Below are 13,040 nucleotides of genomic sequence, written 5' to 3' on the forward strand. Positions count from 1 at the left end.
CATGCGGGAATGCGGCGCCTGCTAGAATTCGTGCGCCGCTTGCGGCGGGCCAGTGGCTCGCCGCCTCGTCACAAAACGCCAGTCGGATCGGCGCGCGGGCGCTGTGTCATCCTCGTGGTGGCATTCACTTCTTCGGCGCTTGCCGGCGACCTTCAGCCCGCCGGCCTCGCCACCACGCGCACCGACCTCAATCCGAAGGATCAGGCGCGCGTTACGGCCATCACCAGGCCGACGACGGATTTTTTCAAACCCGAGCAGTTCGAACTGATGCAAGGCGGCGCCGGCACGTCCAGGAAGGACGTCAGCCGCGATTCCTTCTCGCAATCCTCGGCCAACATCACCTTCGAGGAAGAGGGCGACTTCAAGCTCGGCAACGCGCTGTTCCGCAAGAACTGGGTGTCGTCGCCATCCTCGACGCAGGCGTCGGACGGGCTCGGTCCGCTGTTCAACGAACGCGCCTGCCAGAACTGCCATCTGAAGGATGGCCGCGGCCGTCCGCCGCAAGGCGATGCCGGCACCAAGTCGATGTTCCTGCGGCTGGCCCGCGACGCCAGCAGCGCGGAAGAGAAAGCAGCGCTCGCCGACCATCGGGTGCTGAACTTTCCCGACCCCGTCTACGGCACCCAATTGCAGGAGCTGGCCGTGCCCGGCCTGCGCGGCGAAGGCAGGATGCATGTCGACTATCAGGAACGGCAGGTGACGTTGGCGGACGGTACCGTGATTTCCCTGCGCAAACCCAGCTATTCGGTCGTCGATCCCGGCTATGGGCCGCTTGATCCGCGCACCACGCTGTCGCCGCGTCTGACGCCGCCGATGATCGGCCTTGGCCTGATCGAGCAGATCGCCTCGGCCGACATCCTTGCCCATGCCGACCCGGATGACCGGAATGGTGACGGCATTTCCGGCAAGCCCAACATCGCCCGCGACGGCCAGAGCGGAGAGCCGACGCTTGGCCGCTTTGGCTGGAAGGCACAGACCGCGTCGATCCGGCAGCAGGCGGCAGATGCCTTTGCCGGCGACATCGGCATCTCGACGCCGGAAGAGCCGAAACATTGGGGCGACTGCACCGCCGCGCAGGCAAAATGCCTGGCCATGCCGAACGGCGTGCAGCGGCGCCTCGGCCCGGTCGAGGCGCCGCCGCCGGTGATGGATCTCGTCACCTTCTATTCGCAGAACCTGGCGGTGCCGGCACGCCGCGGCCTCGACCGGCCGGATGTACTTGCCGGCAAGAAGATCTTCTACGAGATCGGCTGCATTGCCTGTCACACGCCGAAATTCGTCACCCGTCGCGGCACGCCCAACACGGCGCAGGCCTTCCAGTTGATCTGGCCGTATTCCGACTTCCTGCTGCACGACATGGGACCTGATCTGGCTGATGGCCAGTCCGTGGGCGAAGCAACCGGCAATGAGTGGCGCACCCCGCCACTGTGGGGCATCGGCCTCACCGAAACGGTCAATGGCAATTCTTTCTTCCTGCATGATGGCCGCGCGCGCAGCCTGACCGAGGCGATCCTGTGGCATGGTGGCGAGGCGCAGAAGGCGCGCAACCGTTTTGCCGCCGCCAACGCGGCTGATCGTGATGCGCTGCTCAAATTCCTGGAGTCACTGTGATGCTCAAGCGCTCTGCACTGGTTCTCGTTCTGCCGCTGGCCCTGCTGGGCGTCTTCCCGGCGTCGGCGGCTGTGAAAGCTTCCGAAATCATCCAGCGGGCGATCGACGGTTTTGTCCGCCCGGCCTATGCCAGCTTGCACGACCATGCCGGCCGTTTGACCAAGGCGATGCACACGCTTTGCACCGCGCCCTCGCAAGAAGATCTCGATGCGGCGCGTGCCCAGTTTTCGGCGACGGTCGATGCCTGGTCGTCAGCCGAGATCATCGGCTTCGGGCCGATCAAGGAGAACAACCGGCTGGAACGCATGCTGTTCTGGCCGGACCGCAAGAGCATCGGCCTGAAACAGGTGCAGGCCGCTCTGTCGGACAAGGACCCGACAGCCACCGATGCGGCACAGCTGGCCGGCAAGAGTGTAGCCATGCAGGGGCTGGGCGCACTGGAATTCGTGCTTTACGGCGATGGCGCCGAGACGCTGACGGGCAAAGCCGATCCCTACCGATGCGCCTATGGCACGGCGGTTGCCAGCAACATCGAAACCATGGCCGGCGAGGTCAGCGCAGCCTGGAACAAGCCGGACGGTTTTGCGGCGCTTTGGGCCAATCCGGGGCCGCAGAACGCGCTTTACCGTGATGGCAACGAGGCGGTGACCGAACTGGTCGGCGTCTTCATCAATGAGCTGGAGATGGTGCGCGACGTACGCCTGAAGGGCTTTTTCGGCGGCAAGCCGGAGGCCGACAAGCCAAGACAGGCAATCTACTGGCGGTCGCAGAACACCACCAACTCGCTGGCCGCCAATCTGTCGGGAATAGACGATTTGTTCCAGGCCTCGAAACTCGGCGACGCACTGCCGCCTGACGCGCGCTGGATGGCGGAATCGATCCATATCCAGCTGGTCAACGGCGTTGCCACCGCCAAGGCAGTCAGCGGTCCGATCGACAAGGCGCTTGCCGATCCCGCGCTGCGTGAAAAACTCGACCATTTCGCATTGATCTCCTCCAGCCTGTCGACCCTGATCGGCACCAGGCTGACCGCCGAATTCGGCCTGACCGCCGGCTTCTCATCGCTGGATGGGGACTGAACATGATCCCGAAAAGTCCAAGCCGGTTTCGGAACGATCATGCTCAAAAAGAGAGACTGATCCTTTGAAAACCCCTCTGATCGACCGTCGCGATTTCCTCAGGGCAGCAGGCATCGGCTTTGCTGCCGCGATGGCGCCTTCGGCCTGGGCCAAGACGCTTGCGGCCGACGCCGTCTTCGCCACCGCTTTCGTCAAGCGCGACGGCAGCTACGGCGCTGCCGTCCTGTCCGAGGCCGGCAAGCTCCTGCATGCGATCGACCTGCCCGACCGCGGCCATGACGTCACCTTCGATCCGGTGTCGAAGCGCTCTGTGGTCTTCGCTCGCCAGCCCGGCACCTTTGCCGTGGTTTTCGATCATTCGGGCCGCGACGTCCCGCTGACCATAGCCAGCATCACCGGCCGGCATTTCTTCGGCCACGGCGTGTTCTCGCCCGACGGGGCACTGCTCTACGCCACCGAAAACGACTTCGACAATGCCGCCGGGGTGGTCGGTATCTACGATGCGCGGGCGAAATTCAGCCGCGTTGGCGAATTCCCGACCTATGGCATAGGTCCGCACGAGCTTCTGCTTCTGGGCGACGGCAGCACGATTGCGGTTGCCAATGGCGGCATCGAGACCCATCCGGACTATGGCCGCGCCGAGCTCAACATCGCCACGATGAAGCCGTCCTATGTGCTGATCGACCGCGTCACCGGCAACCTCATCGAGAAGCACGAACTGCCGGCGGCACTGCACCAGCTGTCGATCCGCCACATGGACACCGATCGATCCGGCACGGTCTGGTTCGGCTGTCAGTACAGGGGGCCGGGCGCCGATCGTCCTTTGCTGGTCGGCCGCGCGGCGCGTGGCAAGGAACTGCAGCTGCTCGACATGCCGCAGGACGTGCTGTCCGGCTTCCGCAACTATATCGGTTCGGTCGCCGCCAATCCGCTTGCCGGCACCGTCGCCGTCTCTTCACCGGAAGGCAATTCGCTTGTCGTGATCGACGCGGCGAACGGCCGGATTGTCTCGAACAGCGCGCTGGTCGAGGTCTGCGGCCTTGCGCCCGATGGCACGAGCTTCATGGCGACCACAGGCGCCGGCGAAATCATCGAGGGCAGCGGTGCGACACGCACCGAACCGGACTATGTCTGGGACAACCACATGCTGCGCATCGAACAGGCCGCATAGATACTTTTCCAGCCGGGCCGAAGCGAAGCCGCTTAACAAATTATGCACTATCCCCTTGCGGCGGCGGGCTGTGGCGGGCACAGGGAATTGTTTTCGAACCCGGTCGTTTCATGAAATTGCTTGCCATCGACTGTGCCGCCAACCTCTGCGCTGCCTGCGTCTATGACGCGGCGGCGAGGCAGGAGCTTGGCCGCTCGGTGCTCGATCTCGGCAAGGGCCATGCCGAACACCTGATGGCGGTCATCGCCGAAGCACTCAAAACGACCGCAACCGACTATGCCGGTCTTGACGCCATCGCCGTCTCTGTTGGTCCAGGCTCCTTCACCGGTCTGCGCGTCGGCGTCTCGACCGCGCGGGGCCTGGCCCTGGCGCTGAAAGTCCCGGCGATCGGAGTGACGACGCTCGAGGCACTGGCCAGTGAGGCAGCAGCGGCATTTCTCGGCCGCCCCGTGCTTGCGGCGCTCGATGCCGGGCGCGAGGAAATCCATGCAGCGTCTTACGATGAACTGTCAGTTTTGACTTACGGTCCGGCTGTGACCACACTGGCGAATGCAGTGACCATGGCGACGGAAAGCGCTTCGGTACTCGCTGGCACCGCGGCAGCGCAAATCGCCGCATCGGCCGGACGCACCTTCGATATCGGCCCCCGGACTGCCACCGCCGACATTGCCACCTACGCCCGGCTGGCTGCCGCCAAGGGCGGGAGCGAGAGGCCGAAACCGCTTTATCTGCGTGGTGCCGACGCCAAGCCGCAGGCTGGTTTCATACTATCAAGGCTCACACCATGATCCCGAAAAGTGGAGGCCGGTTTTCGGAAAAGATCATGGTCAAACAAGAAAACGAAAACTAATGCGCATACCTTTTCTCCAACCACGCCGCCGGGACTATGCGCTCGAGCCGCTGAAGATCGCCGACAGCCCGGCCGTCTCACTGCTGCATCGCGAGGATTTTGTCCGCCCGTGGACCGATGGCGAATTCGCCGCCTTGCTCGAACAGGACACCGTGTTCGGCTATGCCGCTCGCGAAACCGGGCAGGGCTCCAAGCCGCCGGTCGGCTTTGTGCTGGCCAGGCTGGCGGCCGGCGAGGGCGAGATCCTGACCGTCGCGGTGGCGCGCTCCCACCGCCGGCAGGGATTGGGCTGGCAGTTGATGGACGCGGTGTTGCGCGAACTGCATGCGCAGCGCGCCGAGGCGCTGTTCCTCGAGGTCGATGAGACCAATGTTGCGGCGATCGCCCTCTACCGGCGGCTGGGCTTCCGCGAGGTTGGCAAACGCCCCAACTACTACAGGTCGTCCGAGCACGGACCGACCGGTGCGCTTGTCATGCGCCGCGATCTTCGCTAGCCAGAGGCCGGGGTAAGGCGATGATCAAGAAAATCAGGATTTTCCTGGCGCTGGGCCTCGTCGTCGCCGGCTCACTGATCCTCGTGCCGTTGCAGATCCTGTCGATGAAGACCGGCTGGTGGCCGGAAACCTTCATCCTCAAGATCTGGCACAGGCTGATCATCCGGGCGTTGGGCATGCGCATCCATGTCAAGGGTGCGCTGTCCGACAAGCGTCCGCTGCTGGTTGCGTCCAACCACATCTCCTGGACCGACATCATGGTGCTCGGCTCGATGGTCGATGTGAAGTTCATCGCCAGAGCCGATATGGAAGGTTGGCCGCTGATCGGCATGCTGTCGAAGCTGCAGCGCACCGTCTTCATCGAGCGCGAGCGCAAGCGTTCCTCGGGCGACCAGGCCAGCGAGATCGCCAGCCGCATGGCCAAGGGCGACGCCATGGTGCTGTTCGCCGAAGGCTCGACCGGCGACGGCAACGTCGTCCTGCCGTTCAAGAGCACGCTGTTCGGCGCGGCCTCGATGGCGATTTCGGAAGGCGCGGCGGAGCAGGTCTTCATCCAGCCGGTGGCGATCGCCTATACCCGCCTGCACGGCGTGCCGCTCGGCCGCCGGCACCGGCCGCTTGCCGCCTGGATCGGCGATGAGGACCTGATGCCGCATCTCAAGGTGCTGCTGGCAGAAGGGGCGCTCGACGTCGAGGTGCATTTCGGCGAGCCGATCGCCTTTTCCAAGGGCTCGAACCGCAAGGAAACGTCGAAGCTGATGGAAGGCCAGGTGCGCGCGATGATGCAGGCGGCACTCGCCGATCCGCGCCCGAGCCGGTAGCCGCACTGCGCGTCCGCCGGCTCGCATGACGGCGGCAGCGGAGAATCGTCTGTTTTTTGTCACGGAAAGGCGTTAGAAGCCGCCCGATGGACTTGAATACGACAGAGCGTGACGACATCGCCGCTGCGGCCGAAGCAATGGGCGCGTCGGTTGCTGCAACCAGGAAGGTCTTCATCAAGACCTATGGTTGCCAGATGAACGTCTATGATTCACAGCGCATGACCGATGCGCTGGCCGCCGAAGGCTACACCGCGACCGACGCCATCGGCGAGGCCGATCTGGTGCTGCTCAACACCTGCCATATCAGGGAGAAAGCGGCCGAAAAGGTCTATTCGGAGCTCGGCCGTATCCGCGATATGAAAGCCGAACGTGCTTTGGCCGGACGTGAGATGCTGGTCGGCGTTGCAGGCTGCGTGGCGCAGGCCGAAGGGGCCGAGATCATCCGTCGTTCGCCGGCCGTCGATCTGGTCATCGGCCCGCAGACCTATCACCGCCTGCCCGACGTGTTGGCGCGGGTGCGCCGCGGCGAGAAGATCGTCGAGACCGACTACGCCATCGAGGACAAGTTCGAGCATCTGCCGCAGCCGAAGCGCGCCGAGGTCATCAAGCGCGGCGTCACCGCCTTCCTCACCGTGCAGGAAGGTTGCGACAAGTTCTGCACCTTCTGCGTCGTGCCTTACACCAGGGGCTCCGAAGTGTCGCGGCCGGTGGCGCAGATCGTTGCCGAGGCGCAGCGTCTGGCCGAAGCCGGCGTGCGCGAGGTGACGCTGCTTGGCCAAAACGTCAATGCCTGGCACGGCCAGGGCGAGAACGGCGAGGAGTGGGGCCTTGGCCGGCTGCTGTTCAGGCTGGCCGAAATCCCAGGACTTGCGCGGCTGCGCTACACCACCAGCCACCCGCGCGACATGGATGACGAACTCATCGCCGCCCACCGTGATCTGCCGGCGTTGATGCCTTACCTGCATCTACCGGTGCAATCAGGCTCCGACCGCATCCTCAAGGCGATGAACCGCCGGCATACAGCCAAGGACTATCTGGCGCTGCTCGACCGCATTCGCGCCGTCCGGCCGGATATCGCGATTTCCGGCGACTTCATCGTCGGCTTCCCCGGCGAGACCGAGGCGGATTTCGAGGCGACCATGCAACTGGTGCGCCAGGTCAACTACGCCTCGGCCTTCTCGTTCAAATACTCGCCGCGTCCCGGCACCCCGGGCGCCGAGATGGCCGACCATGTGCCGGAAACGGTCAAGGACGAGCGCCTGCAGCGCCTGCAGGCCTTGCTTCTGAAGCAGCAGCAGGATTTCGGCACAAGCCTGGTCGGCAGCACCATCGACACGCTAATCGAGAAGCCCGGCCGACAGGCCGGCCAGAAGGTCGGACGCTCGCCTTGGCTGCAGCCGGTTATTGTTGATGAAAAGGCTGGCGAAATCGGCGACATTATCCGGGTGCGAATCACGAAGACGGGCTACAACAGCCTGTTCGCCGAATTGGCCTAGGGGTCTCGGCAGATGAGGAGAGACGGTTGAGCGCAGCAGAGCTGAAGAACCTGCCCCCGGTACCGGCATCTGGGGCTTCTGACATGGCGCACATCGTTCTGACTTTCGACAACAATAGGCTTGCCAGCGCCCTTTATGGTCAGTTCGACGAGAACCTGGCCAGGCTCGAGCAGAAGCTCGGCGTCGACATCCGCTCGCGCGGTAACCAGTTGACCATCAAGGGTTCGGCGTCGGCCGCCGAGCAGGCCCGCCGGGCATTGGACAATCTCTACGGCATTCTGCAAAAGGGCGTCGATATCGGCCAGTCCGACGTCGACGGCGCCGTGCGCATGGCGATAGCCGCCGACGATCAACTGACCTTGCCGACGCTGGAACGCAAGGGCAAGGTTTCCGCCGCCCAGATCGCCACCCGCAAGAAGACGATCTATGCCCGATCGCTCAACCAGGACGCCTATATGCGGGCGCTGGAGCGGTCGGAACTGGTGTTCGGCATCGGCCCGGCCGGCACCGGCAAGACCTATCTGGCGGTGGCGCATGCGGCGATGCTGCTCGAGCGCGGCATGGTTGAGCGCATCATTCTCTCCCGGCCGGCGGTCGAGGCCGGCGAGCGTCTGGGCTTCCTGCCGGGCGACATGAAAGAGAAGGTCGATCCCTATCTTCGGCCGCTCTACGATGCGCTCTATGACATGATGCCCGCCGACAAGGTCGAGCGCGCCATTGCCGCCGAAGTGATCGAGATCGCGCCGCTCGCCTTCATGCGTGGCCGCACGCTGGCGCATGCCGCCGTCATCCTCGACGAAGCTCAGAACACCACGCCGATGCAGATGAAGATGTTCCTGACGCGTCTCGGCGAGAATTCGCGCATGATCGTCACCGGAGATCCGACCCAGATCGATCTTCCCTCGAACACCAAATCCGGCCTGGTCGAAGCCTTGCGTGTGCTGGACGGCGTGGCAGGCGCGGTCACCGTGCGCTTCAACGATGGCGACGTGGTCCGCCATCCGCTGGTGGCGGAAATCGTCAGGGCCTATGACCGGGACGCCAAGCTGGCACGCGGCCTCGGCGCTGAGAATTGATCGTGACGATGCGGCTTCATGCCTGAGGACAAAATAGCCGGCGACGGGGCACTTCCCGTCGACATCGATATATCAGTCGAAGCCGGCAACTGGCCCGATGAGGCAAGCCTGACGCGGCTGGTTGATCGCGCCGTCGCGGCTGCTTTCGCCGAAACCGGCGTGGCGGGCCGTTCCGAACTCAGCCTGGTTTTTTCCGACGACGCCCATATCCGGACCCTCAACGCCGGCTGGCGCGGCAAGGACAAACCGACCAACGTCTTGTCTTTCCCGGCTTTTCCGGTTGTGCAAGGCGCTCCGTTGCCGCCGATGCTGGGCGACATCGTGCTTGCCGCCGAGACGGTCGCGCGTGAAGCGGCACTGGAAGACAAGCCTGTCGAGAACCATATCACCCATCTCGTGATCCACGGCCTGCTGCATTTGCTGGGCCATGATCACGAGACCGACGCCGAGGCCGAGGCGATGGAGGCCATCGAACGCGCAGCGCTCGCAAGGCTTGCCATTCCCGATCCCTACGCGTAACTACAAAAGATCAATTGACCGGACGACGATGAACGACAAACCAGAGACTGCCGCCCGCCCCGACGCCGGCAGTGCGACCAAGGCTTCCGATACATCGGAAGAGGGATCAAGTCCGAGTACCGTTACCGGCAGCGCTGCCAGCGAGTCCTCGCCTGCCGGACCCTCCCTGTTCGACCGCGTGCTGGGCCTGTTCCGGCAACGCAACGGAACCAGCCTGCGCGAGGAAATCGCCGGCGCGCTCGCCGAGGCGACGAGCGATGCCGAATCCTTCTCGCCCGGCGAACGCGCCATGCTCAACAACATCCTGCGCTTGCGCGAGGTGCGCGTCGAGGACGTCATGGTGCCGCGCGCCGACATCCAGGCGGTCGAGATCACGACGACGCTCGGCGATCTTCTGGGCACCTTCGAACAATCCGGCCATTCGCGCATGCCGGTCTATTCCGAGACGCTCGATGATCCGCGCGGCATGGTCCATATCCGTGACGTGCTGGCCCACATCACCAAGATCGCGCGGGTCAAGAAGGGCCGCACGACCAGGAAAACCCCTGCCGCCACGGTTCTCGATCTCACTCAGGTCGACCTCGCGCGGACCATTGGCGACCTCAGCCTGATCCGTCCGGTGCTGTTCGTGCCGCCATCGATGCTAGCCTCCGACTTGATGGGCCGCATGCAGACGACGCGCACGCAGATGGCGCTGGTCATCGATGAATATGGCGGCACCGATGGCCTTGCCTCGCTGGAAGACATCGTCGAGATGGTGGTCGGCGACATCGAGGACGAGCATGACGACGATGAGCCGATGATCACCCAGAGCGGCGACGGCGTGTTCATCGTCGACGGCAAGGCCGAGATCGACGACGTCGCCAAGATGATCGGCGAGGATTTCGCCGCAGGCGAACATGGCGAGTACGTCGACACCATCGGTGGCATGATCTTCAACACACTTGGCCGCGTTCCGGCGCGCGGCGAGGTGGTGCAGGCCATCCCCGGCTTCGAATTCCACGTCCTCGATGCCGATCCGCGCCGCGTCAAGCGCGTGCGCATCGTGCAGAGCCAGAAGGGCGAGCGCCGCCGGCGCGCCACGGTCCGCGCCGAACAGGCGTGAGCTTTTCGCCCGCCTGATGACGCTCGACGACCCGTTCAAGCACTCAAGCCTGGGCTCCGGTGTATTCTACAGGGACCCTCGTGCCGCGCTGGACTGGCTTGAGGCGGCTTTCGGCTTCGAGCGCAGCATGGTGGTCAGCGATGCCGAGGGAAAGCTCGTCCATTCCGAGATGCGGTTCGGCGACAGCTATATCATCGTCGATTCTGAATGGACCGATTACGTCGCCAGCCCGGCTTCCGTCTCGGGCAAGAACACGCAGTCCGTCTATATCAGGCTGAAGGACGGTCTGGACGCACATTGCGAGCAAGCGCGGGCGGCCGGAGCGAAAATAGTCCAGGAACCTACGGACCAGTTCTATGGCGAGCGGCAGTATCGGGCACGCGATCCCGAAGGCCATGTCTGGACTTTCACGCAGACCATCCGCTCCGTCTCCCGTGAAGAGGCTGAACGGCTGGGCGGCTTGCGGATCGAGGGCTGGCACAGGTAGAGCGTTGGCTGGAGCTTGCATTGCAGCCAGCCATCCGGCGTTTGGAGGCGGAACCACAGCCTGTTAAATCTTGCGTCCTGATTCGCGCGACTCGGAAGTATGCATGGAGCGCCTGGCCGGCCGGATAATTCTGCTTTGGGGTTGGCGGCGCGCGCTCGTGGCGTTTCTCGCCGGCGCATTGGCGGTGCTTGGGCAGGCGCCTTACGATTTCTTCGCCGCCTGTTTCATCTCGTTTCCCCTGCTGGTCTGGCTGCTCGACGGCGCCACCGGTGAAGCCTCCGGCAGCCTGTTCCGGCGCCTGCGGCCGGCCTTCGCCGTCGGCTGGTGGTTCGGCTTCGGCTATTTCCTTGCCGGCCTCTGGTGGATCGGCTCGGCTCTGCTGGTCGAGGCCGACAGCTTCGCCTGGGCGCTCCCCTTCGCGGTGGTCGGCATTCCCTTCGCGCTCGCCTTTTTCTACGGCTTTGCGGCAGTGGTTGCCCGTCTGCTGTGGAGCAGCGATATCGGCCGCATCACCGCCCTTGCCTTCGGCTTCGGCCTGGCGGAGTGGCTGCGCGGCTTCCTGTTCACCGGTTTTCCCTGGAATGCGATCGGCTATGCGGCCATGCCCGTGCCCTTGCTGATGCAGAGCGTCTCGGTGACCGGCATGATCGGCATGAACGCGCTCGCGGTGTTCGTCTTCGCATTGCCGGCGCTGCTGGCTGCGCGCCGGCATCTGCGCCTCGGCGCGGCGCTGTTTGTCGTCCTCGCCGCCGCCCATATCGGTTTCGGCTATGTCAGGCTTGCCGCTCCCGAAAAGACGGCCACGCACAGCCTGGATGTCCGCATCGTCCAGCCAGCCGTGGATCTGTCGGAAAAGTGGGACGCCTCGGTGCGTGACCGCATCTTCGCGACCCTGATGGGGCTGTCGGCCAAGGCGCCGGACCCAGGTCATGAAAAGCCGCAATTGATCCTCTGGCCCGAAACCTCGGTGCCGTTCCTCTTCACCGAGCGTCCGGACGCGTTAACGGCGCTGGGCGACATGCTCGGACCCGGGCAGATGCTGATCGCCGGCGTCGTCCGCGAGGAAGGCGGCTCGGCCGCGAATGCCGACAGCCGCTACTACAACTCCGTGGTGGCGATCGACGACAAGGGTGAAATCGCTGACGCTGTCGACAAGGTTCATCTGGTGCCATTTGGCGAATATCTGCCTTTCGCCGATCTGCTCGAGCGTTTCGGCATCGGGCAACTGGTTGCCGGGCCGATGACGTTTGCGGCCGGCAACGAGCGGCACGCCATCACGCTTGCTGACGGCATCCGTGCGCTGCCATTTATCTGTTATGAGGTGATCTTTCCCGATCTGGTGGCAGTTGACGCAACGTCAGCGCAGCTTATTGTGAACGTTACCAATGATGCGTGGTTTGGCGACACGCCGGGTCCGTATCAGCATTTCAGGCAGGCCCAGATCCGTGCGGTGGAGAATGGATTGCCATTGTTGCGTGCTGCCAACAACGGCATCTCGGCCGTCGTTGATCCGCGCGGGCGCATCGTCGATGCTCTCGCGATCGACGCGCGCGGCGCCATTGATGCGCGCGTGCCGATTTCCGGTCAGGCGGTCATATCTTCCGGCCAACGGCGGATTAACGGAATGCTGATCATGTTGCTGTTTGCCATCGCCGCTGCATTGTTGAACGTAAGGCAAAGGCTACGGGTGAATTGACAGCCCACACATTAGAAACTCATACTGTAAGCGCCTGAAAATTCTTCGAAGTCGGTGGATCGTTCTGTTGGGGCAGTTGCCTCCGGCTTCGTTTGGGCAAGAAAAAAATAGAGAAAGCCGAAAAAATTCGGCGAGGAAAAAATGACAGAAGACAACAAGAAGAAACCGAATCCGATCGATATCCATGTCGGCAGTCGCATCCGGCTTCGCCGCAACATGCTGGGAATGAGCCAGGAGAAGCTGGGCGAAAACCTCGGCATCACATTTCAACAGATCCAGAAATATGAAAAGGGCACCAACCGCGTCGGCGCCAGCCGTCTGCAAGCGATCGCGTCCATTCTCGGCGTGCCTGTCGCTTTCTTTTTCGAGGATGCGCCCGGCCAGGAGGCCGTACCCGGCCGTGGCTTTGCCGAAGATGCGTCGATGGCTTTCGCCGTCGAATTCTGTGGCAGTCCCGAAGGTCTTCAGCTCAACCGGGCCTTTGTCAAGATTGCCGACGCCAAGGTGCGCCGCAGGATCATAGACCTGGTCAAGTCCCTCACCACTGACGATCCCGACTGATCCGCGATCCCGTTTGCACCGGCGGCGGCCTGCCGCCGGTGGCACAAGATAACTGCATCGATATTCATGCCAGA

The 13,040-nt window shown here is 63.7% G+C and carries 13 protein-coding genes; all 13 read left to right on the forward strand.

The window, feature by feature from the left end; all coding sequences use genetic code 11:
* The first annotated feature begins 9 nt into the window (after positions 1-9).
* The 13 genes from ACFSOZ_RS37875 (at position 10) to ACFSOZ_RS37935 (ending at position 12,966) form a co-directional block, all read left to right on the forward strand.
* A complete protein-coding gene (locus ACFSOZ_RS37875) occupies positions 10-1,611 on the forward strand; it encodes a di-heme oxidoreductase family protein (protein WP_379106889.1) in 1,602 nt (533 codons plus the stop codon).
* Positions 1,611-2,690 (forward strand): imelysin family protein, encoded by a 1,080-nt coding sequence (locus ACFSOZ_RS37880; protein ID WP_379106891.1) that lies wholly within the window; start codon positions 1,611-1,613, stop codon positions 2,688-2,690. Before ACFSOZ_RS37875 ends, ACFSOZ_RS37880 begins: the two co-directional genes overlap by 1 nt.
* Before the next feature lie 64 nt (positions 2,691-2,754).
* A complete protein-coding gene (locus tag ACFSOZ_RS37885) occupies positions 2,755-3,861 on the forward strand; it encodes a DUF1513 domain-containing protein (protein WP_379106893.1) in 1,107 nt (368 codons plus the stop codon).
* Positions 3,862-3,971: 110 nt separating this feature from the next.
* Entirely contained in the window at positions 3,972-4,649 is a 678-nt protein-coding gene (tsaB, locus tag ACFSOZ_RS37890) for a tRNA (adenosine(37)-N6)-threonylcarbamoyltransferase complex dimerization subunit type 1 TsaB (RefSeq protein ID WP_379106896.1), read from the forward strand.
* Between the two features lie 61 nt (positions 4,650-4,710).
* Positions 4,711-5,205, forward strand: a complete 495-nt coding sequence (gene rimI / locus ACFSOZ_RS37895) for a ribosomal protein S18-alanine N-acetyltransferase (RefSeq protein WP_379106898.1) — start codon at positions 4,711-4,713, stop codon at positions 5,203-5,205.
* 20 nt (positions 5,206-5,225) lie between these two features.
* Positions 5,226-6,026, forward strand: a complete 801-nt coding sequence (gene olsA, locus ACFSOZ_RS37900) for a lyso-ornithine lipid O-acyltransferase (protein WP_379106900.1) — start codon at positions 5,226-5,228, stop codon at positions 6,024-6,026.
* Between the two features lie 137 nt (positions 6,027-6,163).
* On the forward strand, positions 6,164-7,522 hold the full coding sequence (gene miaB / locus ACFSOZ_RS37905) for a tRNA (N6-isopentenyl adenosine(37)-C2)-methylthiotransferase MiaB (protein WP_379107181.1): 1,359 nt from the start codon (positions 6,164-6,166) through the stop codon (positions 7,520-7,522).
* Between the two features lie 83 nt (positions 7,523-7,605).
* A complete protein-coding gene (locus ACFSOZ_RS37910; protein WP_379107183.1) occupies positions 7,606-8,598 on the forward strand; it encodes a PhoH family protein in 993 nt (330 codons plus the stop codon).
* Positions 8,599-8,616: 18 nt separating this feature from the next.
* Positions 8,617-9,117: an rRNA maturation RNase YbeY gene (ybeY, locus tag ACFSOZ_RS37915; protein WP_379106902.1), complete on the forward strand. Its 501-nt coding sequence runs from the start codon at positions 8,617-8,619 to the stop codon at positions 9,115-9,117.
* A gap of 28 nt (positions 9,118-9,145) precedes the next feature.
* Positions 9,146-10,222 (forward strand): hemolysin family protein, encoded by a 1,077-nt coding sequence (locus ACFSOZ_RS37920; protein ID WP_379106904.1) that lies wholly within the window; start codon positions 9,146-9,148, stop codon positions 10,220-10,222.
* Between the two features lie 16 nt (positions 10,223-10,238).
* Positions 10,239-10,709 (forward strand): VOC family protein, encoded by a 471-nt coding sequence (locus tag ACFSOZ_RS37925; RefSeq protein ID WP_379106907.1) that lies wholly within the window; start codon positions 10,239-10,241, stop codon positions 10,707-10,709.
* A 103-nt stretch (positions 10,710-10,812) separates the two neighbouring features.
* The gene (gene lnt, locus ACFSOZ_RS37930) at positions 10,813-12,405 is read left to right on the forward strand and encodes an apolipoprotein N-acyltransferase (protein ID WP_379106909.1); all 1,593 of its coding nucleotides are present in this window, start codon (positions 10,813-10,815) and stop codon (positions 12,403-12,405) included.
* A 141-nt stretch (positions 12,406-12,546) separates the two neighbouring features.
* Positions 12,547-12,966: a helix-turn-helix domain-containing protein gene (locus tag ACFSOZ_RS37935; protein ID WP_379106911.1), complete on the forward strand. Its 420-nt coding sequence runs from the start codon at positions 12,547-12,549 to the stop codon at positions 12,964-12,966.
* Positions 12,967-13,040 lie beyond the last annotated feature (74 nt).

It is taken from the genome of Mesorhizobium newzealandense (genome assembly GCF_042682145.1).
Lineage (GTDB): Bacteria > Pseudomonadota > Alphaproteobacteria > Rhizobiales > Rhizobiaceae > Mesorhizobium > Mesorhizobium newzealandense.